25 protein-coding genes and 2 pseudogenes are annotated in these 26407 nt (G+C 67.9%); 18 read left to right on the top strand and 9 right to left on the bottom strand.

The annotated features are described in order from the left end of the window. The first annotated feature begins 7 nt into the window (after positions 1 to 7). From AWB94_RS19600 to AWB94_RS19575, 6 genes are all read left to right on the top strand, one after another. Positions 8 to 787 carry an SDR family oxidoreductase gene (locus AWB94_RS19600; RefSeq protein ID WP_062657423.1) on the top strand — a complete coding sequence of 260 codons (780 nt, stop codon included), beginning with the start codon at positions 8 to 10 and terminating at the stop codon, positions 785 to 787. A 106-nt stretch (positions 788 to 893) separates the two neighbouring features. Further along, a complete protein-coding gene (locus AWB94_RS19595; RefSeq protein ID WP_062657424.1) occupies positions 894 to 3695 on the top strand; it encodes a helix-turn-helix transcriptional regulator in 2802 nt (933 codons plus the stop codon). Positions 3696 to 3826: 131 nt separating this feature from the next. Then, complete coding sequence (locus AWB94_RS19590) at positions 3827 to 4420, top strand: sigma-70 family RNA polymerase sigma factor (protein ID WP_062657425.1); 594 nt, start codon at positions 3827 to 3829, stop codon at positions 4418 to 4420. A 3-nt stretch (positions 4421 to 4423) separates the two neighbouring features. After that, complete coding sequence (locus AWB94_RS19585; protein ID WP_062657426.1) at positions 4424 to 5140, top strand: SDR family NAD(P)-dependent oxidoreductase; 717 nt, start codon at positions 4424 to 4426, stop codon at positions 5138 to 5140. 25 nt (positions 5141 to 5165) lie between these two features. Further along, positions 5166 to 5588, top strand: coding sequence for a cupin domain-containing protein (locus tag AWB94_RS19580; protein ID WP_062657427.1), 423 nt, complete (start codon positions 5166 to 5168; stop codon positions 5586 to 5588). 5 nt (positions 5589 to 5593) lie between these two features. Next, entirely contained in the window at positions 5594 to 6433 is an 840-nt protein-coding gene (locus tag AWB94_RS19575) for a hypothetical protein (protein ID WP_062657448.1), read from the top strand. Here AWB94_RS19575 and AWB94_RS19570 read toward each other — a convergent pair. Then, entirely contained in the window at positions 6408 to 7454 is a 1047-nt protein-coding gene (locus AWB94_RS19570; RefSeq protein ID WP_062657447.1) for an alpha/beta fold hydrolase, read from the bottom strand. The genes AWB94_RS19575 and AWB94_RS19570 overlap by 26 nt on opposite strands. Positions 7455 to 7526: 72 nt before the next feature. Here AWB94_RS19570 and AWB94_RS19565 point away from each other — a divergent pair, with 72 nt between their 5' ends. Further along, complete coding sequence (locus tag AWB94_RS19565; protein ID WP_062657428.1) at positions 7527 to 8420, top strand: LysR family transcriptional regulator; 894 nt, start codon at positions 7527 to 7529, stop codon at positions 8418 to 8420. Here the strand turns inward: AWB94_RS19565 and AWB94_RS19560 are convergent, their stop codons facing one another. Beyond that, positions 8421 to 9023, bottom strand: coding sequence for a TetR/AcrR family transcriptional regulator (locus tag AWB94_RS19560; RefSeq protein WP_062657429.1), 603 nt, complete (start codon positions 9021 to 9023; stop codon positions 8421 to 8423). Positions 9024 to 9120: 97 nt separating this feature from the next. Here AWB94_RS19560 and AWB94_RS19555 point away from each other — a divergent pair, with 97 nt between their 5' ends. Together AWB94_RS19555 and AWB94_RS19550 are read left to right on the top strand one after the other, a co-directional pair. Next, on the top strand, positions 9121 to 10056 hold the full coding sequence (locus tag AWB94_RS19555; protein ID WP_062657430.1) for a metal-dependent hydrolase: 936 nt from the start codon (positions 9121 to 9123) through the stop codon (positions 10054 to 10056). Next, on the top strand, positions 10049 to 11185 hold the full coding sequence (locus AWB94_RS19550; RefSeq protein WP_062657431.1) for a hypothetical protein: 1137 nt from the start codon (positions 10049 to 10051) through the stop codon (positions 11183 to 11185). The genes AWB94_RS19555 and AWB94_RS19550 overlap by 8 nt, the downstream gene beginning before the upstream one ends. On the opposite strand, the gene AWB94_RS19545 is transcribed toward AWB94_RS19550, so the two are convergent. Further along, entirely contained in the window at positions 11168 to 11872 is a 705-nt protein-coding gene (locus tag AWB94_RS19545; RefSeq protein ID WP_062657432.1) for a hypothetical protein, read from the bottom strand. The two genes, AWB94_RS19550 and AWB94_RS19545, sit on opposite strands and share 18 nt — an antisense overlap. Before the next feature lie 113 nt (positions 11873 to 11985). After that, complete coding sequence (locus tag AWB94_RS19540; protein WP_062657449.1) at positions 11986 to 12243, bottom strand: DUF7218 family protein; 258 nt, start codon at positions 12241 to 12243, stop codon at positions 11986 to 11988. Between the two features lie 293 nt (positions 12244 to 12536). Between AWB94_RS19540 and AWB94_RS19535 the strand changes: the two genes are divergently transcribed. Next, complete coding sequence (locus AWB94_RS19535; protein ID WP_062657433.1) at positions 12537 to 13454, top strand: mechanosensitive ion channel family protein; 918 nt, start codon at positions 12537 to 12539, stop codon at positions 13452 to 13454. A gap of 5 nt (positions 13455 to 13459) precedes the next feature. Here AWB94_RS19535 and AWB94_RS19530 read toward each other — a convergent pair whose 3' ends face one another. Both AWB94_RS19530 and AWB94_RS19525 read right to left on the bottom strand, forming a co-directional pair. Continuing rightward, entirely contained in the window at positions 13460 to 14281 is an 822-nt protein-coding gene (locus AWB94_RS19530; RefSeq protein WP_062657434.1) for a thioesterase family protein, read from the bottom strand. Between the two features lie 117 nt (positions 14282 to 14398). Then, on the bottom strand, positions 14399 to 14995 hold the full coding sequence (locus AWB94_RS19525; RefSeq protein WP_062657435.1) for an HD domain-containing protein: 597 nt from the start codon (positions 14993 to 14995) through the stop codon (positions 14399 to 14401). Positions 14996 to 15073: 78 nt separating this feature from the next. Here AWB94_RS19525 and AWB94_RS19520 point away from each other — a divergent pair, with 78 nt between their 5' ends. Genes AWB94_RS19520 through AWB94_RS19510 form a run of 3 tightly spaced genes read left to right on the top strand, consistent with a single transcriptional unit; the run spans position 15074 to position 16994 of the window. After that, positions 15074 to 15589, top strand: a complete 516-nt coding sequence (locus AWB94_RS19520; protein WP_062657436.1) for a nitroreductase family protein — start codon at positions 15074 to 15076, stop codon at positions 15587 to 15589. A gap of 5 nt (positions 15590 to 15594) precedes the next feature. Next, positions 15595 to 16515, top strand: coding sequence for a 2-hydroxyacid dehydrogenase (locus tag AWB94_RS19515; RefSeq protein ID WP_201029562.1), 921 nt, complete (start codon positions 15595 to 15597; stop codon positions 16513 to 16515). 35 nt (positions 16516 to 16550) lie between these two features. Continuing rightward, the gene (locus AWB94_RS19510; RefSeq protein ID WP_062657438.1) at positions 16551 to 16994 is read left to right on the top strand and encodes a TIGR03618 family F420-dependent PPOX class oxidoreductase; all 444 of its coding nucleotides are present in this window, start codon (positions 16551 to 16553) and stop codon (positions 16992 to 16994) included. 16 nt (positions 16995 to 17010) lie between these two features. Here the strand turns inward: AWB94_RS19510 and AWB94_RS19505 are convergent, their stop codons facing one another. Together AWB94_RS19505 and AWB94_RS36435 are read right to left on the bottom strand one after the other, a co-directional pair. Then, positions 17011 to 19326 carry an arylsulfatase gene (locus tag AWB94_RS19505; protein WP_062657439.1) on the bottom strand — a complete coding sequence of 772 codons (2316 nt, stop codon included), beginning with the start codon at positions 19324 to 19326 and terminating at the stop codon, positions 17011 to 17013. Between the two features lie 519 nt (positions 19327 to 19845). Next, a pseudogene (locus AWB94_RS36435) lies at positions 19846 to 19923 on the bottom strand (YceI family protein); the annotation flags it as partial. 273 nt (positions 19924 to 20196) lie between these two features. Here AWB94_RS36435 and AWB94_RS19500 point away from each other — a divergent pair. Then, complete coding sequence (locus tag AWB94_RS19500; protein ID WP_062657440.1) at positions 20197 to 20955, top strand: MerR family transcriptional regulator; 759 nt, start codon at positions 20197 to 20199, stop codon at positions 20953 to 20955. Here the strand turns inward: AWB94_RS19500 and AWB94_RS19495 are convergent. Then, complete coding sequence (locus AWB94_RS19495) at positions 20906 to 23110, bottom strand: S9 family peptidase (protein ID WP_062657450.1); 2205 nt, start codon at positions 23108 to 23110, stop codon at positions 20906 to 20908. The genes AWB94_RS19500 and AWB94_RS19495 overlap by 50 nt on opposite strands. A gap of 367 nt (positions 23111 to 23477) precedes the next feature. Between AWB94_RS19495 and AWB94_RS35545 the strand changes: the two genes are divergently transcribed. The 4 genes and pseudogenes from AWB94_RS35545 to AWB94_RS19475 all read left to right on the top strand — a co-directional run bounded on the left by AWB94_RS35545 (position 23478) and on the right by AWB94_RS19475 (position 25887). Beyond that, a complete protein-coding gene (locus tag AWB94_RS35545; protein WP_062657441.1) occupies positions 23478 to 23669 on the top strand; it encodes a hypothetical protein in 192 nt (63 codons plus the stop codon). A gap of 17 nt (positions 23670 to 23686) precedes the next feature. Beyond that, positions 23687 to 24490 carry an MFS transporter gene (locus tag AWB94_RS19485; protein WP_062657442.1) on the top strand — a complete coding sequence of 268 codons (804 nt, stop codon included), beginning with the start codon at positions 23687 to 23689 and terminating at the stop codon, positions 24488 to 24490. Positions 24491 to 24610: 120 nt separating this feature from the next. After that, positions 24611 to 25039: pseudogene (locus AWB94_RS19480) on the top strand (serine hydrolase); the annotation flags it as partial. 224 nt (positions 25040 to 25263) lie between these two features. Beyond that, a complete protein-coding gene (locus AWB94_RS19475) occupies positions 25264 to 25887 on the top strand; it encodes a TetR/AcrR family transcriptional regulator (RefSeq protein WP_064961330.1) in 624 nt (207 codons plus the stop codon). Positions 25888 to 26407 lie beyond the last annotated feature (520 nt).

Raw genomic sequence — 26407 nt, 5'->3', positions numbered from 1 at the left:
GGACATCATGCGCATCGTCGTCATCGGCGGAACCGGCCTGATCGGATCGAAACTGGTGCACGCCTTGACCGAACACGGCCACGAGGCGATCGCGGCATCGCCGCGCACCGGGGTGGACGCCGTCACCGGCGCAGGGCTGACCGACGTGCTCGCCGGTGCCGGCCGGCAGACCGACGTGGTGGTCGACGTATCGAACTCGCCGAGCTTCGAGGACGGGCCGGCGCTGGACTTCTTCACCAGATCGGCCACCAATCTGCTGGCCGCCGAGTCCGCGGCCGGCGTGCGGCATCACGTGGCCCTCTCGGTGGTGGGCACCCCGGCCCTGGCACAGCAGAGCGGTTACTTCGACGCGAAACTGACCCAGGAGAAGCTCATCGGCGCCGGCCCCATCCCCTACACCATCGTGCGGGCAACACAGTTCTTCGAATTTCTCGGGGTCATCGCCGACTCCGCGACGGTCGACGACGCGGTCCGGTTGCCCGCCAAGGGAATCCAGCCGATGGCGGCGGTCGACGTCGCCGAGGGGGTCGCCATCGCTGCCCTCGGCGAACCCATCGACGGGGTCTCCGAGATCGGCGGCCCGGAACGATTCGAGCTGCCCGACCTCATCCGGACCGCGCTGACCGCCCGCGGCGACAGCCGGGCGGTGATCGCCGACCCGGCCGCGAAGTACTGGGGTATCGACATCGATACCGACACCCTGGTGCCGTCGGCCGATGCGACGTTCTTCGAGACCCGGTTCGCCGACTGGATTCTCGAAACCGCGGCCACCCAGCAGCGCAGCTAGCCGAGACGGTCACCTCCATCGACGGCGCAGGGCCTCAGCCCGTCATCGCCTGCCGTGCGTGCGCTCGCTAGCATCCAAGATCGGATCAACAGACACGGTGGTAGCTATGTCGAGCCAGGCCGGGGGGCGGGGGACGGTGTTGCGCGGCCGCAGCCGCGAGTGCGCCACGCTGGCCGACCTGGTGTCCCGGGCACGTTCGGGCACCGGCCAGGCACTGGTGCTGCGCGGCGAGGCCGGGGTCGGCAAGACGGCGCTGCTCGAATACGTCTCCGGCGCGGCAGCCGATTTCCGCATCGTCCAGGTCGCCGGTGTGCAGACCGACATGGAACTCGCCTTCGCCGGTCTGCAACAGCTGTGCGCGCCGCTGATGCGCCACGCCGACGGTCTCGCCGCACCGCAGCGCCAAGCCCTCGCGGTGGCGTTCGGTTACGGCACCGGTCCCGCCCCGGACCGGTTCCTGGTCGGCTTGGCGGTCCTCGGCCTGCTCGCCGCCGCCGCCGACGATCAGCCGCTGCTCTGTGTGGTGGATGACGCACAGTGGCTCGACCAGGCGTCGGTGCAGACCCTTGCGTTCGTCGCGCGGCGGCTGCTCGCCGAGCGCATCGCCATGGTCTTCGCCATCCGCGAGGGGCACGCCGAGCTCCTGCCCGGGCTGCCCGAACTGCTCGTCACGGGGCTGTCCGACGCCGATGCCAGGGCGCTGCTGGAATCGGTGATGATCGGCGGGATCGACCCGCGGGTACGGGATCGGATCGTCGCCGAAACCCGGGGCCTGCCGTTGGCTTTGGTCGACGTGCCGCGCACCGTCACCGCCACCGAGTTGGCCGGTGGCTTCTGGATCGCCGGCAAGCGATCGTCCACCGCGGCGATCGAGGCCGGGTTCGTGCGACGCATCACCGCACTACCGGCCCAGACACAGCGGCTGCTGCTGGTCGCCGCTGCCGAGCCGGTGGGCGATTCGGCGCTGTTCCTGCGCGCGGCAGCAGCATTGGGCATCCCGGTCGACGCGCTGGCCCCGGCCGAAGAGGCCGGCGTCATCGAATTCGGGCACCGGATGCGGTTCCATCACCCGCTGATGCGCTCGGCCGCGTACCGCGCCGCCGACCTCGCCGACCGCCGGATGGTGCACCGCGCGCTGGCCGAGGCCACCGATCCGCAGGCCGACCCCGACCGCCGGGCCTGGCACGCCGCCAATGCCGCGACCTGCCCCGACGACGCGATCGCCGCCGAGCTGGAGGCTTCGGCCGGCCGCGCCCAGTGCCGCGGCGGAATCGCTGCCGCGGCAGCATTTTTGGAACGCGCAGCGATCCTCACCCTGGACCCGTCGCTGCGCGGGGCACGCGCCATCTCAGCGGCCGATGCCAAGCGGGAGGCAGCCGCACCGGAGGCCGCCTACGAGCTGCTGGCGCTCGCCGAGTCGGGCCCGCTGTCTGCTCTGCAACGCGTCCTGGTCGCCAGGATGCGTGCCCAGATGGACTTCGTGCGCAGCCGGGCCACGTCGACCGGGGCACCACCGGTCGGTGCGGCCGCCGCTCAGCTGCTCGAGGCTGCACACGGGTTGACGGACCTGGACGACGAGCTGGCCCGGGAAACGTACCTGGAGGCCTTGACCGCGGCCATCTACGCCGGGCGCCTGGGCGAGCCCGGCCTGTTGGTCGAGGTGGCCAGCGCGGGCCGGGCCGCCGCGGACGCCGTCGCACCGCTGCAGCGGCCGATCGATTATCTGTTGCGCGGCATGGCGACCCGGATCCTCGACGGTCCCGGCACCGGTTCGGCGGACCTGAGCGCGGCGCTCGAACTGTGGAACGCCCATGCCCAGGAGCAGGCCGGCCAATGGCTGTATTGGCCGTTCCCGGTGGCACAGGAATCAGCCGCTCACGAGATGTGGGACGACGAGCTACTGGAACGGATCGCCGGCGACACGGTGCGCCGGGCCAGGGAGGCCGGCGCACTGGCCGCGCTGCCGCCGGCGCTCGGCTATCGGGCCGGTGTCCATTTCTACCGCGGTGAATTCGATTCGGCCACAAGGCTGATCGAGGAATCCAAGGCCATCACCGCGTCGATGGGCAATGCGCCGGTGCGGTACCACACGCTGCTGCTGGCCGCCTGGCGGGGCGCGGCCGCCGAGGCCGAGGCCATCATCGAGGCGGCCGCCGCCGACGGGGCGGCACGTGGCGAGGGGCGGCTGCTCGGCCTGTCCGGCTTCAGCATGGCCGTGCTGTACAACGGGCTCGGCCGATACCAGGAGGCGCTGGCCGCCGCGCACCGCTGCTGCGAGTACGAGGACCTCGGCTTCTACGGCTGGTGCTTGTACGAACTCATCGAGGCGGCCGTGCACACCGGCGACCGGGCCGCCGCCGCGGCGGCACTGCCGAAGCTGGCGGAACGCGCGGGCGCCAGCGGCACCGACTGGGGTCTCGGCGCGGCCGCGGCCGCCCAGGCCCTGCTGGCCGACAACGACGGGGCCGAAGGCGCCTTCGTCGAGGCAATCGAGCGGCTGGAGCGCGCCGATATCGCACTGCATCTGTCGCGAGCCCGGTTGTCCTATGGCGAGTGGTTGCGACGAGCCAACCGTCGCGCGGACGCCCGCAAACAGCTGACCGCCGCCCATGAACTGTTCACCGAGATGGGGGCGCACGGGTTCGCCGAGCGGGCCCGCCGCGAATTGAGCATCAGCGGTGACAAGGTCCGCACGCAGCGGGTCGGTTCCGGGGACGAGCTGACCGCCCAAGAAGCCCAGATCGCGCGGCTGGCCCGCGACGGCCTGACCAACAATGAGATCGGCGCCCAGCTGTTCATCAGCACCCACACCGTGGAATGGCACCTGCGCAAAGTGTTCGTCAAGCTCGGCATCACCTCGCGCAAACAGTTGCGCACGCTGTCCTCGGCACCGGGGCAGGCCGGCTGACTCAGGCTTGCGCCGCCGGGCCACGGAGCCGACCACGAACCGGGACTACGGACTTTCAAGGGTCCGCCGCGCCCCCTTCGCCGACGAGGCTGGTTCTCGAACGAGAAACCCACTCACCCGCGGAGGCACTCATGACCCTGACATCCGTCCCGGCGGACGAGGACGGGCCGGAATCCGCTGCCGACCTCGCAGCACGCTTCGCCCGTGACACCCAGCCCCTGTTCGAGGTGCTGTACCGCGGCGCGCGCCGGCTGACCCGCACCGAGGCCGACGCCGAGGATCTGTTGCAGGACACCCTGCTGCACGCCTACACCGGATTCGGTAAGTTCCGCACCGGCACCAATCTGAAGGCCTGGCTGTTCCGGATCATGTACAACCGGTGGGTCAGCAACCACCGGGGCAGGCAACGCCGCCCCGCCGAGGTGGCGGTGGAGGAGATCACCGACCGCGAACTGGCCCGCGCGGCCGCCCATCAGTCCGGGGGCCTGCATTCCGCCGAGGCCGTGGTGCTCGGTGCGCTGCCCGATCCGGAGCTCACCGAGGCGCTGGCCGAACTGCCGGAGGGTTTCACCACCGCACTGTTCTACTCCTACGTCGAGGGCTACACCTACGCCGAAACCGCGGCCATCATGGACATCCCGATGGGCACGGTGATGTCGCGGGTCTCGCGTGGCCGTCAGCGGCTGCGCGCCTCACTGGCCGTGCACGAGCGGCGGATCGCCTGACCCATGGAGCTGACACAGCAGATCGCATTGGTCACCGGCGGCACGGCGGGTATCGGACTGGCCTCCGCCCGGCTGCTCGCCGAGGCGGGCGCCACGGTGATCGTCACCGGACGCGACCCCGACCGGGGTGCCGCGGCCGCGGCCGCGATCGGGGCCCGGTTCGTCCGGGCCGATCTGTCGGATGCCGAGTCGGTGACAGCGCTGGTGCGCCAAACGCCGAATGTGGACATCCTGGTGAACAACGCCGCCGCTTTCCCCGCCGCCCTCACCGTCGAGCAGCAGCTCGAACCCTTCGAGCGGACCTTCGACACCAATGTCCGGGGTCTGTACTTCCTGACCGCGGCCCTGGTGCCCGGGATGCTGACCCGCGGGTACGGCAGCATCGTCAACATCACCACCATGGTGGCCGACAAGGGGGTGCCGGGCGCGTCGGCATACAGCGCGTCCAAGGCCGCGGTGGAATCCCTGACCCGGACCTGGGCCGCCGAATTCGGTCCGGGCGGCGTCCGGGTGAACAACGTCGCTCCTGGCCCAACCAGAACCGAAGGCGTACAGGCGGAATGGGGCGACACCAACGAGGAGCTGGGCCGCTCGCTGCCGCTGGGCCGCACCGCCGATCCCCGCGAGATCGCGCAGGCCGTGCTCTTCCTCGCCTCTCCGCGAGCCAGCTTCATCACCGGTTCCACGCTGCACGCCGACGGCGGCGGCAGCGCCATCTGACTCGACCACACCGAGGAGCACACGCATGACGAAGACATACGATCCCGGCTGGGAGGACGCGTTGACCGTCGTCCAAGAGGTGATGCCGCCGGCCATTGCCGAAGGCGCACACGCCATGACGGTGATCATCGAGTACCCGCCCGGCAGTGCCGGTGCCCCGCCGCACCGGCACCCCAGCGGTCCGGCGTTCGGCTACATGCTCGAAGGCGAGATGCTGTTCGAGTTGGAGGGTGAACCGCCGCGGGTCATCCGGGCCGGAGAGGCCTTCTGGGAGCCGGGCGGCGACATCATCCATTACTCCGACGCCAACAACCGCGACGACATCAGCAGCCGATTCCTGGTCACCATGATGTGTGTGCCCGGGCAACCGATGCTGACCCTCGTCGACGACGAGGAACTGGCCGCACGCGCCCACCTCCGGGTGCCGCCCGCACCGCCGCGGGAGTGAGTTCGATGTCCCGAATCCTGTTACAGACCACCATCCCGGCCGCCGCCGACGACTGGGACATCTCCCGGTTCACCCTGCTGGCCGACGAACTGCGCGCGGCCGGACACCAGGTCATCGCCCGCAACCGCGCCGGCGACGACGACGATCCGGTGCTGGCGCATCTCGACCGGCTCGGCTACGACCAGTTGTGGCTGATGGCCGTCGACACCGGCAGCGGCCTCACGGTCCCCGAGTGCGAGGCCATCACCCGGTTCCGGCTGGCCGGCGGTGGAGTGCTCACCGCGCGCGATCATCAGGAACTCGGCAGTTGCCTGCTGCGGCTGGGTTCGCTGGGGGCGGTCAATCGGTTCCACGATCCGGCGGTCGACCCGGACAGCATGTGCGACGACCGCGACAACCCCGACATCTGCTGGCCCAACTTCCATTCCGGTGCCAACGGCGATTACCAACCGGTGCTGGTCGACGGTCCCGTCCACGAACTGCTGCGCACCGGGCGGACCGCCAGCGGGCGCATCGAGTGGTTTCCGGCCCACCCGCATGAGGGGTGGGTCGCGGCCGACGTGCCGGGTGCGCGGGTGGTGGCCCAGGGCCGCAGCACGTCGACCGGCCGGCGGTTCAATCTGGCTGTGGCCCTGGATGAATCCGGAACCACGGGCCGGGCCGTGGCGGAGTCGACCTTTCACCATTTCGCCGACTACAACTGGGATGTCGGCCGCGGCGCACCGACCTTCGTCACCGAGTCGCCCGGCTGCGCGATCAAGGACGATCCGTCCCGTCTGGAGACTTTCAAGGGTTATGTGCGCAATATCGCATTGTGGCTCAACCCATCCGGTGCACGTCATTGATCGCGGCGGCAAACTGATCCGGCGCCTCCTGCGGGACGTTGTGTCCGATACCGTCGAGCACCCGGTGAACGTAGCGGCCGGTGTACCGGACACGGTAGCCGGCGCCGTCCTTGGCGGGCCCGTCGAAGTCGCTGCCGATGGTGATGGTGGGCACGGTGATCGGCGGTTTCGCCGCGAGCCGTCGTTCGTCGGCGTCGTAGCGGGCCTCGCCGGGGGCGAGACTCTGGCGCCATCGGTAGTTGTGGATGACGATGGCCACGTGGTCGGGGTTGTCGAACGCCGCCGCCGACAGGTCGTAGGTGCTGTCGGCGAAATGCCATAGCGGCGAAGCGTTCTGCCATATGAGTCGGTTGAAGTCCTTGGTGTTCTGCCGGTAGCCGAGTTCGCCTCGCGGGGTGGCGAAGTAGTACTGGTACCACCAACCGTATTCGGCCGTCGGCGGCAGCGGTGCAAGGTTGGCTTCCAGGTTGACGATGATGTACCCGCTGACCGCCACCAATCCGCGCACCCGTTGCGGCCACAGCGCGGCCACCACGTTGGCTGTGCGCCCGCCCCAGTCGTAGCCACCGAGAATGGCGTTGGGAATGTTCAGGGCATCCATCAGGTCGATCACATCGTGGGCCAAGGCCGACTGCTGGGCGTTGCGGACGGTGTCAGCCGACCGGAACCGGGTGGACCCGAAGCCGCGGGCGAACGGGACGATCACCCGGAATCCTTGTCCGGCAAGGGCAGCGGTGACATCGGCATAGCTGTGGATGTCATACGGCCACCCGTGCAGCAGGATCACCGGCTGACCGTCGGCGGGGCCGGCGTCGACGTAGCCGACCGACAGCGCTCCCGCGTCGATCTGCTGCACCGGCCCCAGGGAATGTCGTGGCGCGGCCGGCGGTCCGCCCGTGCCCGAAGGTGCGGTCGGAGCGTCCCTGTGCGCGGGGCCGCAGGCGGTGACGGTGAGCGCGCCCGCGGCCACCGTGGCGAGCCGGGCGAAGTTCCGGCGGCTGATGCGCGTCACGACAGGCATGTGTTCATCCGACCCCGACGGCGTCATCTTGTCCAACGATTCTTTTTCATATGTGCCATCTATTGTGTAGATGTGGAACTGCGCCAGATCGAACACTTCCTCGCCGTTGCCGGTGAGCTGAGCTTCACCAGGGCCGCCGAGCGCGCCCACGTGGTGCAATCGGCCCTGTCCACCTCGGTGGCCAAGCTCGAGCGCGAGCTGGGTGTGCAGCTGTTCGACCGCAGCCGTCAGCAGATCACCCTGACCACCGCCGGGGAACGCTTCCGGACGCACGCCTTCGACGTGTTGCGGGCAACCAGGGCGGCCACCGAGTCGGTCGGTGAGTTCCGTGGAACACTCTCCGGCACAGTAGAATTCGGATCACTGATCTCCTTCGGCCCGCTGGACGTGCCCGGCGCACTCGGTGAGTTCCACCGGGCGCATCCACATGTGCGGTTACGGTTGCGACTCAGCCAGAGTGGCGCCTCGGCCTACCTGGCCGCGTTGACCGAGGGTTCACTGGATCTGGCCCTGGTGTCGATGCCCAACCGGTTTCCCGCGCAACTGGACCTTCACCCGCTCTTCGAGGAACCGATGACCTTCGTGTGCCGAACCGACCACCCACTGGCGACCTCGACACGATTGGACATCGCCGATGTCGCCACCGAGGAACTCGTCGGCTTCCCGCCCGACTTCGGGCTGCGGAAGCTGGTGGACGACGCTTTTCACGCCGCCGGGGTACACGCCCGAACCCGGTACGAGGTGCCTGCCGGCTTCGCCGCCATCGCCGAATTGGTGAGCAACGGACTGGGCACCACGTTCATGCCGCGCTGCGAGGCGCGCCGGTTTCCCAACCTGCGCGCCGTCGACCTGGTCAACCCGGTGAGCTGGCAGGTCTACCTCGCCTCACCGCCGGTCGAGCAGATGACCCCGTCCACCGCGCGGCTGGCCGACACCTTGCTGGCCGCCGCCGCCCGGGCCCGGTAGTCAGCGCTGCGCCGAGATCGCACCACCCAGCCAGCGATTGACGAAGCGGCGCAAGTCCTCCCGTGACCGCCCGGCCGGGTTGGGCGCCACGAAGAAGGACAGCATCATCCGCAGCGTGAATTCCACCAACTCGTGCAGGGCCGCGTCGTCATATCCGTGGGCCGCCCAGTCGACATCGAAACGGGTGATCATCCGCATACCGAAGTCCTGCGCTTCGTCGGAGGCCATGCTGCCCGGCCGGGCGTTCTCGTAGGTCTCGGACAGCAGGATCGCCAGGTGCGGGATGCGGGCGACCTCCTCCAGGGTGAACATCACCCCTTCGGTCATGGCTTCGGCGGGGTCGGCGATGCCACTGACCGCACCGGCCAGCCGATCCAGGAAGCCGTCCACCGACGCCATGGCCGCCGCGTGCATCAGCGAATCGGCCGTCGGAAAGTACCGGTACACGGTCTGGCGGATGACACCCAGGGACGCTGCGACGTCGGCGATGCTGATGCCCTTGCCGGTGTCCGCGATGAGCTTGACCGCGGCGTCGATGATCCGCGCCGTCGCCTCCTCGTCGCTGCGCGGCGGTTCGCCACCCCATCCGCGCCTGCGCGCCATGGTCGCAGGATATCGCCACGCCCCGTTGACGTGGCTCCCCACACGATGTCAACATACACATGGCGGTCAATTTGTATGATTACAGCGAGGTGCTCCGATGACGGATCTGGTGGTACGCAAGATGCGGTTCGCGTTCGCCGACTACGACGTCCCGTTCCTGTGGAACGAGACGAATCCGGCGTTCTCGGCGATGGCGAATGCGGTGTCCTTCCTGGCCATCGCGTTCGAGAAGATGATCGTCAGCACCATGGCCGAGGCCAAGCCGCTGCTCGTCGACCCGGTGATCGCCGAGGAGGCCGACGCGTTCACCCGGCAGGAGGGCCAGCATTCGATGGCCCACCGCCAGCACGCGCGGGGACTGATCAAGGCCTACCCGGCGCTCAAGGAGACGCTCGATCAGGTGATGGCGGCGTTCGACGATCTGGTCGAGAACAAGCCGCTGAAATATCGGCTGGCCTACACCGCCGACCTGGAGGCCACCTTCACCCCGGTGTTCAAGCTGATGTTGGACAACGACGCAACGCTGTTCGCCCCGGGCGATGACCGGGTGGCCTCACTGTTCCTGTGGCACTTCGTCGAGGAGGTCGAACACCGCAGCTCGGCCCTGATCATCTACAACGGCCTGGTGGGCGACCCCTGGTACCGCGCCCGGGTCGCCCCGTCCATCTTCAAGCACGTGCTGGACGTCGTGCGGATGGCGTGCGACGGCTTCAACAAGCACATCCCGTTGGAGGTCCGCAAGGTCGACGCCGTCTCCACCTTCGCCCTCGAACGCGGCAAGAACGCCTTGCTGCAGAAGATCGGCCGCCGACCGGACTACGGCCCGTTCCAGAGCCCGTTCCCCAATCTGTCCAAGCGAGAACTGCTCACCGCGTTCGTGGGTATCGTGCGCAGCCAGATCCCCGGACACGACCCGGCGCACGAGAAGCTGCCGGCGCTGGCCGGTGAATGGTTCCGGCGCTACGACGAGGGCTACGACGTGACCAAGTGGTACACGGCCGGCGACACCGCCAAGGCGGCCGCCGATGTCTGATCTCTGCGCCGCGACGTTCGCCGGGCTGGCTGCACGCCTGGGCTTCTCGTGTGACGAGATGGGCGGCCTGATCTCCTTCCGCAACCCGCTGACCCTGGAGAACTGGACCCTGCCGGTGCTGGAGCTGATCGTCATCGCCGGCGCGGTGCTGTCGCTGGTGTACGCCGTCAACCGGTGGCGCCGCCACGGCGACCCCACCAACGTGGTGCTGTGGTTCGGCGCGATCGCGTATCTGCTCATCATCGAGCCGCCGCTGTACTTCCCGGCGCAGTTCGGGATCGGCGAGTACGTCGACACCATGTTCGCGCACAACGTGTTTACCGTCGACTTCCTGTGGGGCCGGCTCCCGCTCTACATCATCGCGATCTATCCGATGATGGCCACCGTCGCGTTCGAGATCGTGCGCGTCCTCGGCGTGTTCGCTCGGCGCGGTGTACTGATCGGCGCGATCTGCGTCGGTTTCGTCCACCACGCCTTCTACGAGATCTTCGATCATCTCGGGCCCCAGTTGCGGTGGTGGGAATGGACCCTGGACCATCCCATGAATCAACCGTTCTTCGACTCGGTCCCGCTGCCCAGCGTCGTGGTGTTCGCCGCCCTCTGGCCGATGTCGCTGGCCTTCTGCGTGCAGGTGTTCGTCGGCCGCCACGTCGATGCCGGCACGGAGTACACCGGCTCGCAGATTCTTTGGCGGACCATCGTGGTCGGCGTGCTGGCCTCCATCGGCACCGCGGTCCTGCCACTGCCCGCCACCGTGGTCACCAGGTTGACCGATAGCACCGACATCGGCGGCATCGTGTATGCCATGGAACTGGTCGCCGTGACGGTCGTCGCGGTACCGGTGCTCATCGGCCAGTGGCGCATGCTGCGCGAAACCGGTGCCGACCACCGCAACCCGCTGATCCTGGGCTACGCCGCGGTGTATCTCGTCGTCATGGCGGTGCTGTGGGTCGCCGCCCTGCCCGCCTACTTCGGCGCCGTCGACGGGGTCACGGCCGACGGCGACCCGATCGGTAGCCTCTGGTACGCCCTGGCCTGCTTCGCCATCGCCGCACTGTGCCTTGCCGCCTGCCGCAGTGTGGCACCGCGCGCCCAGACCGCGCGGGAGCCGCTACTGACCGGCCGGTGAGGCGGTCACGTCGGTGTGCGAGACGATCCACCGCTCGGCGGCCTCGGCGGCACGCACCAGAGCGCCGTACTCACCGAGGTAGTCGGCCACCGCTCCCAGCCAGGGCAGCATGCCCAGGTAATGGAACAGGCCGCGAGGTCGGGGCCGCTTGCCCAGTTCGGCGGCGACGGCGCCCAGGATGCCCGCCAACTGCCACACCTTCCTGACCAGCGACATCTGGGCCCAGCCGGGCTCCTGCGCCGGTGTCGGGTCCGGTTCGTCTCCCGATTGGGGCCTGACGTCCCGGCCACACAACACCGCCGCCAGCATCCGCACCCGGGTCGGCGTGTCGGTGATGCCGTGCTCGCGCGCCACGGCGCACAACACGATCGCCTGGTTGGTGAATCCGAGCAGGTCCTGGATCGGCAGTCGGTCGGCGACCGCGCCGAGGACGCCCGGAAAGGCGACCAGCAACGTATCGAGGGCACCCACGCGCCGGACCCACCAGCGGACCCGGGCCGCGCGATCCTTGGCGTCCCACGCTGCGGTCCCCGGCACGTCGGCGCAGTGCAGCCGGGGCCGTAACCCCAGCGGGTCGGCCTCGGCCAGCACATCCAGGATCAGGTCGATCAGGCCCACGGCGCGGCCCAACGCGCTGGTCACGTCCTCGTCGGTGAGCTCGGCTTTCGGCATCGGGATCAGACCCATACCGCCATCCTGGCGTATGCGCAGCGACGCCGGCGCGGCCGCCCCTTCAGCTGGCGCTGCAGGCCGGCGATCACGATGCCCCGGTCGGACCGACCTGGAGCGGCGGCGGATCGTCAGTAGTCACGGAGTTTGCTGATCAGCTTGTCTTTTGACAGATTCGAGTAGCCGGACAGCCCGAGTTCCTTGGCGCGTTTACGCAACTCGGCCACCGTCCAGGCGTCATAGCTACCGGACCGGCCGCCCTTGCGGCCCACCGCGGACGCGCCGCGTTTGGCCGCCGCGTTGGAGATGCGGGCCGCCTTCTCCTCGGAGTTACCCTCCTCACGCAGGTCGCGGTACATCTCCTCGTTCTTGATCGATGCATTCGGCACCGTGATCACCCCTCGGCAAATCGTGTGCCGTGATGATTCCCAGACCAGCGCCAGCTGAAACCTTCCGGCAGGTTTGGCCGCCACGCGCCCGGGAAACTCCGCAACGGTGACCGAAGTCTGACGTGGTGCCCGGCGGCGTGGCGAACAGCGACCGCCGAGGGCCGCAAGCGCGCCACCAGCACAGCGGTGACAAGCGCGCGAGCAACAGAGGGGTGTTCATGAATCAGCGTTCGTTCCGGGTGCCGGAACGTCACATCGCCGCCGTCGACCCGTCCACGGTGAGCTGAGGTGGCATGCAGCGAACACAATTGACCGCCTCGGCGGCACAATATTGGAATTCTTTCTGGCACAGCGAAGTCGGCGTCTGGGTCGCGCACAAGGGCCTGCGCATCGTCGTGCTGGTGTTGTTCTCCATCCTGGCGGCCAGGTTCATCCGCTACACGGCCCAACGGATCACCCGCCGGCTCGGGGTATCCGAAGGCGACACACTGGTCCGCTCCGAGGCCACCAAACACCGACAGGCGGTCGCCTCGGTGATCTCCTGGGTGGCCATCGCCGTGGTGTACATCATCGTCGGACTGGACATCATCGGGCTGCTGGGGTTGCCCATCGGGTCCTTGGTGGCGCCGGCGGCGGTGCTCGGTGCCGCTCTCGGTTTCGGTGCGCAGCGCGTGGTCCAGGACCTGCTGGCCGGATTCTTCATCATCGTCGAAAAGCAGTACGGGTTCGGCGATCTCGTGCGGTTGACGGTGACCGGCGCGTCGACGGACTCGGTCGGCACCGTGGAGGATGTCACCCTGCGCGTGACCAAGTTGCGTAACAGCGACGGGGAGGTCTACACCATTCCGAACGGACAGATCGTGCGGTCGAACAATCTCTCCAAGGACTGGGCCCGCGCCGTCATCGATATCCCGGTGCCCGCGTCCGAGGACCTCAACCAGGTCAACCGACTCTTGCAGGACGTGACCACCGAAGCCACCCAGGACGAGCAGTTGTGCGACCTGCTGCTCGACACCCCGTCGTTGATGGGCGTGGAGAGCATCGAGGTCGACAACGTGCACGTGCGGATGGTGGCCCGCACGTTGCCCGGCAAGCAGTTCGAGGTCGGGCGCCGGCTTCGCGGCATGATCGTGGGCAAGCTGCGCCGTGCCGGCATCGCCGGTGACGCCGAACTTCGTCCCACCGTCGACGCCGTGGACAGCCGCAGCTGAGTCCGTCAGGCCTCTTTGGGAATCATCGCCAACTGCCTGCTCTGCACCACAACGTGCCCGTCGGAGTCGACGATGACGTGGTCCTCCTCGAACCAGACGTCCCCGAGCACGGTGGCACTCGCCATCACACGCATCCAGCCGGGGGCCGGGCGGCGGCGCAGGTAGGTGGTGAGCTGCACGGTCGGCGCCCAGCCGAACAGGCCGCGGTTCATGGTGACGGGTGCGCTGATATCACCGGCCATCAGCGCGAACAGCAATGCGGCGCCGGGGTCGGCCTCGTCGTCGGCGAAGGGCCGCAGCCACATCCGGTTGACCGGCTCACCTTGGCGCCCGGACAGGTAGTGCGCCGCCGACGGATCGACACGCAGATCGCAGCCCTGGGCCACATGCACGATCTGTCCCATCGGGTGCTCGGGCGTGATGTGGACGGCGCCGGCCGGCGGTGCGATCGGCATATCGTGCAACGCAAGCGGTTCCCGATGCCGGGGTTCGCCCACATCGAGAGGGCCGAGCGTGACGGTGGCCGATACCGCCGTCCGGTCGCCCTGGGACAGTTCCACGTCGACCACGCTGACCTGCCGGCCCCGCTTGCGCACGGTGGTGACGACACGGACCGGTCCCGGGTCCGGGGCACTCAGGTAGCTGGCACTCACGGCGATCGGCTCCTGCCCGCCGGTCCGCTGCGCCGCGGCGGCGCACACCGCCATCATGCAGCCGCCGTGCACCTTCGGACCGATGGTCCAGATCGGGTCGACGATCGCTGTGAACGCGCCGTCGCCGAGCTCCTCCAGCGTGACCAGACGGGTGAAGGGTGCAGTGTCGGTCATGATGGTCCTTCCGCCTCGGCCACCGGCACGGCTCGGTGTCCCGTTCGTTCTCTGGTGTTACCACTATCCTGGCCGGCCGGCTGCGCACGTTGAGCGGCCACCAAAACCCGCGCTCGGTCAGCGGTCGGCACCCCGATGCCCCGAACGACGCAGCGCATCACCGGGCCGCAGAAATCCCAGCGGTGCCAGCGTGCGCGCCGTGCGCAGGGCCCCGGCCGGGATGACCCGCTTGAAGAAGACGCCGGCGTCGAAGCTGCCGCGCACCTCACGGACGAAGGCACCGGGCAGACCGAAGCGGATCAGCCCCTGGCTCACGTCGACCAGGTCCGCCCGGCGCATGGCCTCGACCAGTTCGGCGTGCGGGCGCGGTGCGGCGTACCGGGTGAAGCGGTGGTGCTCGGCGACCATGACCGCCAGCTCGTCGGACCACTCGGCCCGTCCGCAGCGCTGCAGCCAGGCATCCTGCGCCACGATCGAGGGCACCAGGTAATCGAGGGTGCCGAAAGCGGCCAGGTCGTGAAACGCCGCGGCGATCGCCAGCTTGTCATCGCGGCCGGGGACATCCCCGGCCAGAGCCCGGGCGAAGTTCAGCACTCGGTACACGTGCGCCTTGTACGCGTCGAAACCCTCGTCGTCACCATGGGCGCGGTACCGGTGTGACTCGAGGATCTCCTCGGTCAACGGGTGGGTATGCAAGACCTGGAGGTTGGTCACAGCGAAATCCTAGGCTCGTACCGAAATACCCGACGCCGGGCGGCGGTTTTGCAGGAGAGTCGACGAACGGAGAATGCAGTGGACACCTGGGATGCCATCCGGGCCCGGCGCAACGTGCGCACCTACCGTCCCGAGCCGGTGCCACAGACCGACCTCGAGCGCATCGCGGAGGCCGCCTGGCGGGCGCCGTCGGCGCGCAATCAGCAGCACTGGGATTTCGTCATCGTGACCGACCGGCAGCAGCTGACCGAACTCTCGACGGTGTGGCAGGGCGCAGGTCATATCGCATCGGCCGCGGCCGCCATCGCGCTGATCGTCCCGGAGCCACCGGATGAGCGCACCAAACTGATCGATCAGTACGACCTCGGTCAGGCGACGCTGGCGATGACGCTGGCGGCCACCGACCTCGGCATCGGCACCGGGCATTCAGCGGTCGGCGACCAGGAGAAGGCCAGGGCGATCCTGGGCGTGCCGGAGGACCATCTGGTCTCCTATCTACTCGGCATCGGGTACCCGGCAGACCGGCCGTTGCGGCCCATCGTCAAACCGGATCGCCGGCCGTTCGACGAGGTTGTGCATCGAGGACACTGGTGAGCGGCGTGAAGGTCTTGGTCCCCGACGATCTCGGCGTCAAGGTGCTCGACGAATCACCCGTCCTGGAGCCGATCCGGTACCAGCCGGGTGCACCCTGGCCGGCGGACGGGGACGACGCGGAGGTGGTGGTGGTCGGCTACGAGAACGCGCCGGCAGTCGGGGCGCGCTTCGCCGACCTGCCGGCACTGCGGCTGGTGCAGACCCTCAACGCCGGGTACGAGCAGTGGTTGCCGTGGATTCCGGCGGGGGTCTCACTGTCCAACGGCCGTGGTGCGCACGGTGGTTCGTCCGCGGAATGGGTGGTGGCCGCGCTGTTGAACATCTTCCGGGACTTGCGGGCATTCGGCGACCAGCAGACCGCGCGTGTGTGGGCGCACCGGTCGACCGAGACCCTGATCGGTAAACGGGTCGTCATCCTGGGCGCCGGCGATCTGGCGGTCAATCTCGCGGCCCGCCTGGCCCCCTTCGAGGCCGAGGTGACCCTGGTCGGCCGGCGGGCCCGAGCCGGAGTGCGCGCGCTGGACGATCTGACCGACCTGCTGCCCGGCACCGACGTACTGGTGGCCATGTTGCCCGCCGATGCCTCGACCTACCGCCTGGTGAACGCGGACGTTCTGGCCATGTTGCCCGACGGCGCGGTGGTGGTGAATGCCGGCCGCGGCGGTGCGATCCACACCGACGCGCTGCTGGCCGAGCTGACGGCCGGGAGGTTACGAGCCGCCCTGGACGTGACCGACCCCGAGCCGCTGCCGCCGGGGCATCCGTTGTGGTCGGCGCCGGGACTGCTGCTGACCCCGCACGTCGCCGGGAGCACCGAAGGCGCCTGGGAGCGGGCCTGGGCGGTGGCACGCGATCAGCTCGACCGCTATGCCACCGGCGGGGCCCTGACCAACGTGGTTGCCGGGCCCGGAACGCCTGCGCCATAGTGGGAATGACCTCCTCCAACCGAAAAGGGTGCGGTATGCCGACATTGGCAGAAGCGGCCGCGCTGGCCGCTCCGGACCAGGGTCTGGCGGTGGTGTCGACGCTGCGTGCCGACGACACCATCCAGTCCTCGTTGATCAACGCCGGTGTGCTGCCACACCCCGCCACGGCGGAACCGGTGCTGGCATTCGTCACCTACGGTCCGGTCAAGCTGGCCAATCTCCGTCGGCGACCGCAGATCTCGGTGACCTTCCGGTCGGGCTGGCAATGGGCCACCGTCGAAGGACGCGCCGAACTGGCGGGCCCGGTCGATCCGCAGCCGTGGCTGACCGATCCGGACCGGTTGCGGGTGCTGCTGCGCGACATCTTCACCGCGGCCGGTGGCACCCATGACGACTGGGACACCTACGACCGGGTGATGCGGGACCAGGGCCGCACCGCGGTGCTCATCCCGCCGACCCGCGTCTATAGCAACGGCTGAACCTCACGTATAGGCCTCACGTGTAGGCGACGTGCACGCGTCGGATGCGGCCCTCGAACGCAAACGGCGCCCGCTCGCGGTAATCCATCGACACCGGTGACCCGAGGCAGGTGCCGATGTCGAGGCAGTCGTTGGCGGTGAACAGCAGCGGCGCGCTCACCGGCACCTGCCCGGACGCCACCGTGGTGCCGTTCACGGCGATGGCGACGTCCAGCGGTCCGGCCGGCCGGGCCTCGGCGTACCGCGTGGTCACCGTGATGGTGGCCGGGCCGGCGGGCAGGGCCTCGGCCGATCGGATCTTGGTGCGCGACAGGATGAACAGGTTGTACTCGTAGCACAGGTACCCGTCGTCCAGATAGCAGGTCAGGCCGCCGGCGGCTGCCCCGAGGGCATACAGCACACCGTTGGCGGCGGCCGGCAACTCCGCCTCGATGGTGACGGTGTTGTTCTTGTTGCCCAGCGCGGGAGCGCAGAATTCGGGCATCCGCACCATGTCCCCGGCGAACTCCCATTCCCGATAGGGCGGCGCGATCCGCAGTTCGGGGTGGTATACCGGCACCCATAGCCCGCCGCCGATGGGCAGCACCGCGTTGCGGGCCGCTTCGATGGCGAACATCTCCCGCATCTGGGTCAACTTGTCCGACATGGCATCCGCGAGATCATCGGCCTGCGACCAATCCTCGTCGAGGTGATACAGCTCCCACCGGTCGTTGTCCGGGGTCCAGGTGGCGATACCGGCCGGCTGGCCGGGCACCCACGGCAACCGCGGGCCGCGGGCACAGGCCAGCCACCCGTCGTGGTAGATGGCGCGGCTGCCCATGATCTCGAAGTATTGGGTCTGCTTCCCACCCGCCGCCGCACGGTCGGCCAGCGTGCGCGCGAAACTGGCTCCCGCCAAAGACATCTGCTGTTCCCCGTACACCGTGCGCGGCGCCTCGATGCCCACCACCTCGTAGATGGTGGGCACGATATCGGTGCAATGCAGGAACACCTCGCGCGGCACCGGATCGGCGGCGATCTTGGCCGGCCAGCGCACGGCCAACGGGTTACGTGTCCCGCCCAGATGCGAGGCCAGCAGCTTCATACCCTTGTACGGGGTGCTGCCCGCCCACGCCCATCCGGCGTGGTACTGGTTGTCCACCAGGGGCGAGCCCAGCACATCCAACCCGCCGAGTTCATCGAGGGCATCGATGTGCTGGCGCACGGTGGTGGGAATACCGTTCTGCGCCAACAGCTCGGCGATGGTGCCGTTCTGGCCTTCGCCCGAGGATCCGTTGTCACCCCAGATATAGAAGAACAGGGTGTTCTCGCCGTAGCCGAGCGCGTCCAGCTCGTCGGCGATGCGGCCGACCTGGACGTCGACGTGTTCGGCGTAACCGGCGGCGACCTCCATCAGGCGCCGCTGGAACGGCTTCTCGTCCTCGGGGATGTCGTCCCACGCCGCGAGCGTGTCGTCCCGTTCCGTCAACGCACAATCCTGCGGAATCCAGCCCTTGGCCTTGGCACGTTCGAATACCCGCTGCCGGTAGGCATCCCAGCCGTCGTCGAATTTCCCGGCGTACTTGTCGGCCCATTCCTTCATGATGTGGTGCGGGCCGTGCAGGCAGCCGCTGGCCCAGTACATGAAGAACGGCTTGTCCGCGTTGAATGCCTTGTGCCTGCGCAGCCAGCCGATCGCATCGTCGGCCAGATCCTCGGACAGATGGTAGCCCTGCTCCGGGGTGCGCGGGGGTGCGACGACGGTGGTGTTGCGCACCAGGTGTGGCTCGTATTGCGATGCCTCACCGGCGAGGAAACCGTAGAAGTACTCGAATCCCAGTCCGGTGGGCCAGTTTTCGAAGGGACCGGCGGCGGTGGTCTCCTCGGCCGGGGTGTTGTGCCACTTGCCGAACGCCGATGTCGCATAGCCGTACTGCTTGAGCACCTCGGCAACGGTGGCGCTGGACCGGGGGATCTTCCCGGCGTAGCCGTCCCAGTCGTTGGCCAGCTCGGCGATCTGGCCGTTGCCGATCTCGTGATGGTTACGGCCGGTGAGCAGCGACGCCCGCGTCGGCGAGCACATCGCGGTGGTGTGGAACCGGTTGTAGGACACGCCCTCGCCGCAAATGCGGTCCAGCGTCGACGTGGTGACCTCGCCACCGAAGGTGGATGGCAGGCCGGGACCCGCGTCGTCGATGAGCACGATGACGATGTTCGGCGTGTCCGGATGCAGCCGGCGCGGCACCTCGCGCTGCGCATACGTCGACTCCGCGAGGGTGCGGCCGGCGATGCTGGCCGACGGGATGGGTGCGAACGGCAGCACGCCGCCGCCCGGCAACACCGGGGCCACCATCCGGGCGCCCGCGTCGTCGGACCCTGCATGGTCGGGCCCTGGTTGGTCGGGCAAAGCCGCTCCTCACGTGCACAGGGCCGGCTCCTCCGTCGGCCCGCCGTGAGGGACACCATAGTGGTTGCCGCTGTCGGATCTCAGACTCGGCGGCAACTGACGCCTGATCGAGCTGCGCGTTTCCCACGGTTCTCATTGACTTTGCAGAAGCAGAATTGTCATCTACATGGCAAGACCGGACACCGCACGGTTGTGCTAGACAACGAGCCGCAGCCCACTGAGGCAATCGCCTTCACCAAGCGGCGGTCGAGTGCAGTGCGATAGCTGCGGTCGGCGCGCATCGGCGGCGAGGGCCACCGCCCCGAGTTCGGTGGCCTGGCGGGGTGCAAATTTCAGGCCACGGTTGCGGCCGGTGTCGGGGAGCAGTTCCAACTCTGTCGAGATGAGTCTGCCCCGAATGAGCATTACCGGCAGCGTCGGTGGCCACGGTCGGCTCCGTTGGGGGATGGGTGTGACCCGCCCTATCAGCCTAACCGAGGCCTCGAAACCGGCCACCTCGCCGTGGCCCATGCCGGGGCGGACGCCATTGAACTCCAGAACCAGGAGATCGAAGCCCTGAAGCAGGAGTGAAAGCCCCGCCCCTCTAGCTCCACATCATCGATACCGCACGTCCTGCACCGTCGATAAGGTTCTTCCTCAAGTCTCGGGCCAACGAGCGAAAACGCCTGACAATCAGGAAAACTAAGCCTTGCACTGCCAGCGTCCAGAGACCGAATCACATGAACCGCCAGTACGAAGTGACGTGTCGACATACCATCAGCGAACACCCGGCCGCAACGGCACAGTCACATGCTGCCGTCGATCAGAATGTAAACCATGGCTTGGAGCACCCGTGAGATCGCCGCGCTGTCCGGGACCAGCCTGCGGGCGGTGCGGCACTACCACGAGGTCGGCCTGCTCGCCGAGCCCGAGCGCCGGGCCAACGGCTACAAGCAATACGGGGTGGCGCATCTGGTACGCCTCGTGCGTATCAAACGTCTTGTCGACTTGGGCTTTTCACTTTCACAGATCGCCGCGATGGGCGATGCCGCCGACCACCCGGCTGCCGAACTGCGCGCCCTTGACGATGAGCTGGCAGCGACGATCGAGCAGCTGCAGCAGGCACGCGCAGAAGTGCGTCAGATCCTGGACCAGAAGGCGCCGACCGACCTGCCGACGGAGTTCGTGTCACCGCACGCGGTCGCCAAACTGTCCGAGGCCGACCGCTCCCTCGTCGTTCTGTTGTCGCGGGTCCTGGGTCCCCGGGGCCAGCAGGTCTACGCGCAGCTGCTCGAGAACGCCCCGGACGACCCCGTGGCCTACGAGTTCGACGATCTGGCCCCCGACGCTGACGAGCGCACCCGCGCGGACCTCGCCGAACGCCTGGCGCCCTACCTGCTGTTGGTGCGCGCGGCACATCCGGGGCTCGCGGAGTCGCGCGTCGATGCCCCCGGCGGGGCGCAGTTCGCCGGCAGAGCCATCGACGAGGCCGTGCAGGAGCTCTATAACGAAGCGCAGCTCGACGTGTTGCGCCGCAGCCGCGACATCATCCGAGCGACCACTGCGGAAGCGGCAACGGAGCCAGGCGGTAGCTAGGCGGTTCGGTCCCGTGGAGGTGGGCGACAAAGTAGTCCCAGGTGCGGCGGTAGGCGTAGTGCTGGTAGCCGAACAGCGCGTGCTCGCCGCCCGGAATGAGGATCAGATCGAAGTCCTTGTCTGCCTTGATGAGTGCATGGGCCAGGCGCATCGTCTGGTAGGGATGGGCGTTGTCGTCGAGCTCTCCGTGGATCAGCAGTAGCTTGCCCCGCAGTTCGGCGGCCAGGTGAGTGTTCGAGATCATCTTCCTGCCGTTGTCGCTGAGGTCGCCGTGGTAGTGCTCGGCCCACATGGCCAGGTTGACGGTGTTGTCGTGGTTGCCGGACACCGCGACCCCAACCCGGTAGAAGTCCGGGTAGGTAAGCAATGCCCTGGCGGCGGCGAAGGCACCGGCCGACAGACCCGTTATCCCGACGCGCTCGGTATCCAGCCAGCTGTGCCGCCGACCCAGTTCGCGAATCGCGGCGACGCGATCGACGAGAGCGCCTGCATTGCCCATGTCGCGGTAGGAGTGGTCGTGAAAGGCTTTGCTGCGTCCGGCGGTTCCGCGCCCGTCGATCACCACTACGGCGAAACCCAGCGCTGCCAGCGCCTCGGGTTGGCCGACGTGCGGTGAGTCGAATGCGGCCCCCGCGTTCCAGATCTGCGGGCCCGGATAAATGTGCTCGATTACCGGATAGCGGCGTTGTGGGTCGAAACCGTGTGGACGCCAGAGCAATCCGTAGATGCGGGTTCTGCCGTCGGCGGCGGTGGTGCAGAACCGCTCCGGCGCGCTCCAGCCCTGCTCCTCCAGCGCTGAGGCGGTAGGCGCCTCGAGTTCGACCAGGAGTTGGCCGTCCCCGTCGCGTACCACCGTGTGCGGAGGGCGGTCGGGTGAGGATGCCCGTTGGACGAAGTAGCCGCCGCCGTCGGGACTGACCGCGTCGTGGTCGAGGGTGTCGTCCTCGGTGAGCCGCGTAAATCCCTGGCCGTCGAGCCCGATTCGGCAGATCTGGCGTATATAGGGATCGTCGGCGACGAGGCCGGCAGCGACGAACCACACCTGTCGGCGTTGTTCGTCGACCCAGAGCACCTTGCGCACCGGCCACTGTCCGGTGGTGATCTGCTGGACCTGTTGTCCGTCGGGCGAATAGAGATAGAGATGACCCCAGCCATCGCGTTGTGACCACCACACGATCTCACCGGAGTCCAGCACCCGGGTCATCGTTGGTTCTCCCAGCTGCGGCGTCGGGTCCACCCGTGTGTCACCGGATTCGCTGATCAGGGTGGTGACGCCTCCGGTGGCCGGGTCCAGGCGGCGCAGCTCCAGCGTGCGGGCGTCACGAGAATGGTGCAGGAAGTGCACCGCGTCCCCCGATGTGCCGGTCCACCAGGCATACATGACGGCGGTGCCGTGCATGATAACGGTGGGTTCGGCCTGCCTGACCACGGTGCGATCTGCCACGTGGAGGACATTCCAAGTCATCATCGCCTGCGCCTCCTCACCCGGCATGGAGTAGCGGGTGCGGTGCTCTACTGGTCTGCCGCCGTCGGGGGGCGACGATTCGACCAGCACCAGTTCGGGCAAAGCACGCTGGTCGATCCGTTGGGCCAGTATCCGGGTCGAGTCCGGTGACCACTGCACGGCGAACACGGGTGGCAACCCGAGCACCCGCATCAGCGCTCGCCCGCCGGTCGCGTCGGCCATCCCGCCATACTCGCAGTGTGGTTCCGCGTCGTCGGTGAGCGCGAATTCCCGCTTACCGTCGCGGGATCGGACCCAGATGTTGCCGTCGCGGCGAAACGCCACCCACGACTTGTCGGGCGACTCCACCTCCCAGGGCAGCGCGCGGTCACCGCGGTCGACCCGTTCACAGGTGCCCGCGCCGGGCGACCACACCCACGATGACTCGAACGCGGAGAAGCCGACCGTGCCGTCGTCGCCGAACTCGAGGGCGGTGATCGGGAGATCGTCCACGCTGACCGCGTGACGGGAAGCCAAGGACAACGCCGCGGCTAACCGGTCGTGGTCGAACGCGTCGTCTCGGCTGCCGTTGCGGGGATCCACCACGACGAAGCGCGACTCGACCTGGTACCAAAAGCGGTGGCCGCCTGGAAGCCACTGCGGTTGTAGCGCTGCTCCGGGCACGCGGCGTGCCCGGTACGGGGCCAGCATCTGTTCAGCGCGGGCGTAGTCGGCGGCGGTCAAGGTCGTCTCGTGGGGGGCCGCTGTGGTTTCGGGATTCACAGCCACAATGGAACAGCAGGACGTAACGGCATAGTCAAGGCCGTGGTTGACCCGGCCGCGACGGCACAGTCTGTGCTGATTCCATGTCACTCGTCGCCGCCGCCTACCTGGGTTCGCATTTCTTGAGCGTCCTGGGAAACGGCATCCTTGCCGTCGCTTTGCCGTTGGTTGTGTTGCAGACCACCGGGAGTCCGCTCAGTGTGGGGCGGTCGCGACGGCCACCGCTGTTCCAGCTTTGGCGGTTGGGTTGTGCGCCGGGATCGTTATTGACAGGGTGAACCGACGGACGTGCTCGATGGTCTCCGATGCCGTCTCGGCAACGGCCGTCGCTGCGCTGCCGGTGGTCGATTTGCTCTGGGGCCTGAGCCTCTGGTGGTTGGTGGCGCTGGCGATCGCGGGTTCCTTGGGTGACGTCCCTGGCATGACCGCCCGGCAGGTTATGGTGCCGGTGGTGGCCCCCATGTCGGCGTGTCCTTGGAACGGCTGATCAGTTTACGTCAGTCGATGACCTCGGCGGCCCTGGTCATCGGACCGACGGTTGCCGGTACCTCGATAGCGTTGTTCGACGGCAGTACTGTGCTTTTCGCTACCGCAGCCACGTCCGCGGTAGCGGCGCTGCTCACCGCCACGGTGCCACATCGGCTCGGGTCCCTCGACCCCGACCACGACGGACGGGAAGCACTGTGGACACAGTTGTCCGCGGGGGTCACGATGCTACGGCGCAGCCGCTTCCTCACCGGCACGGTAGCGCTCACCGTGGGACTGGCAACCGCTTTCGGCGGGCTCCAGGGTCTGGTGCTGCCGCTGTTCTTCGACCGGCTCTCCCGACCGGACCTGCTCGGATCCGTTCTTACGGCCCTGGCCCTGGCCCTGACCCTGGCCCTGGGGATGCTCTTGGGCACAACGATGTTCGCGTGGATCGGTACCCGGATCTCCCGCCGGCACTGGCTCGTTGCGGCGCTGATCGGTACCACTACCGGCTTCTCGCTCGTCAGCACCTTGACCGCACCGTCGGTGGTGTTTGCCGGCGCAGCCCTGTTCGGCTTCACCAATGCGGTTCTCGGCGGCGTCGTGGGGGTTCTGCAGGCCGAGCGCATCACCGACGGCGTCCGCGGCCGCGTGCTTAGTCTGCAGAAGGCGGCCCTGCAGGTCGCTGTGCCGGCAGGCATAGGTGTCGCCGGTGTCGTCGCCCAGTGCGGTTCGCTGGTCGCGGCAGGATTGGCCCTGTTGGTGATTTGGCTCTCCGTCGTTGGGGTGCTGGTGGGTTCCCGCGCGCTGGCAGAGGTGGAGACCATCGGCCGAATCTGATCGCCAGTCCGCGGTACCGTTATCTGGCAGAACCTCGGGTCTTTCGGGGATACATCCCGGTGCGATGACAGACGGCTTGGCGCCTAGTCGCGGAACCTGCTCACGGCTCCGTCAGCAATTACGGAGTTCGCCCGCAGCATCGGCGACAACGAGACTCGCCTCGATCGCTGGGAGACGGAGCTGAACTCCGCCACACCCGGGGATGCGCGCGACACCAGCACGCCACAGGCTCTCGGCGACGGCAACCGAGCGCTACTGGAGGGGACAGCTTTGACTCTGGAATCCCGCCGACAACTGATCGAGTGGATGGTGGCCAACTCCACCTCCAGTCTGCGTCCGGGGATGCCGCCGGAATGGATCCTGGCCGACAAGACCGGTAGCGGTGGATATGGCTCCACCAACGATGTCGGACTCGGTTTCGGACCCGGCGGTCAACAGGTCGTGCTGTCGGTCATGATGCGCTCCGCCACAAACAATCCCAACGCCGACGGGTTCCGGCCTGTCATGACAGAGATCGCCGCCGTGGCGATGTCGGCACTCGCCGCCTAACCCAGATCAGTGCAATTCAGGAGCACAGTCCGGGCTCACTGCGCACAACACCCAACCGGCGTAGCTCAGGCCTGGCAATTCTCCTCCGAGTTAAGGTGAGGGTGGCAATAGGCGTGGAATCTCGTTGTGCGCGACCGCTACGAGGACAATACGAAACGAGCCGTGTCGTGTCAATACGGGGCGTTTCGGTTTGGCTCTGACGTAGCCCTCGCTAGGGTGTGGCCATGCCCCCGGATCCGAGTCGGCGTAGCGAGCGGTCACGTCGCGCGATCCTCGACGCCGCCCTGTCCCTGGTTTGCGAATTGGGCTATGACAATGTCTCGATCGAGGCGATCGCCAAGCGCGCGGGCGTCAGCAAGGCGACGATCTACCGGTGGTGGCCATCCAAGGGCGCGGTCGTACTCGACGCCACGATCGAGAGCCTCGATCCCGTCCTCGCCTACCCTGACACCGGTGACCTCGCCGCGGACCTCAGCGTTCAACTCGACGCCATCCGTGTCCTAATCACCGAGACCGGAACCGGATTGGCCTACCGGGGCCTCATCGCCGCCGGCCAGTCCGATGCCACCCTGCTGCAAGCGGTGTTCGACCAGGTCGTCGAACCCAGCATCACAACGTTCGGCGCCCGAATCGCAAAAGCGTTACAGAGCAAGGAGATCATCCCCTCAGTGGACGTGCCGACACTGCGCGATCTGCTCTACGGCTTCCTGGAGTACCGGCTGTTTCACTCGATGCCGATCGAAACACGCCACATCGACGCCTTGGTGACGATCGTCTTCGACGGCGTCCGCGCGGACTCTCGGCAGGTTCCCGGGACGGACATCGAGAACGCAGATGGCACCACCTGACTTCTGCAGCACCGCGTCGTTCATTGCTTGTCGTGCCCCTAGCGTCATCCAGCCATTCCCCTCAATCGCCCATCCCCAGCTGTCGGCGACTCGAACGGTGCGATCGCGGACTGCGAGATCCGCGCCGTCGCTCCGGGACTGACCGAGACACCGCACACCCGGGCCTGGCGGACCTCCTCCAGATCCGACGACGCGATGGTCGCCTCAACTTCCTACCGCACCCTGACGACGGGCAGAAGGATCTCGTATCGATCGCCGACGTGCAGATGGGACAGCCTGCTGCTGGCTGCGACTTTTCACGCCACTGGGGTCTCAGAGAGCCATCACGCGCCTGCTGTAGCGCTTCTCGCACCACCTCGCCGAAAGACAGGCGGAAGTTGATGATTTGTGATGGCGCGGCCGCGGCGGCACGGCTTGTCGCGCACACTTGGCCTCGTCCATGGCGGGTCAGCGCCGATGTGGCCACGGGATGCGGGGCCGGTGCTCAGGCATGACGACCTGCATATCGGTGTTGCGGCAT

It is taken from the genome of Mycolicibacterium canariasense (assembly GCF_002101555.1).
GTDB lineage: Bacteria > Actinomycetota > Actinomycetes > Mycobacteriales > Mycobacteriaceae > Mycobacterium > Mycobacterium canariasense.
This window is presented reverse-complemented; position numbering and strand designations above follow the sequence as displayed.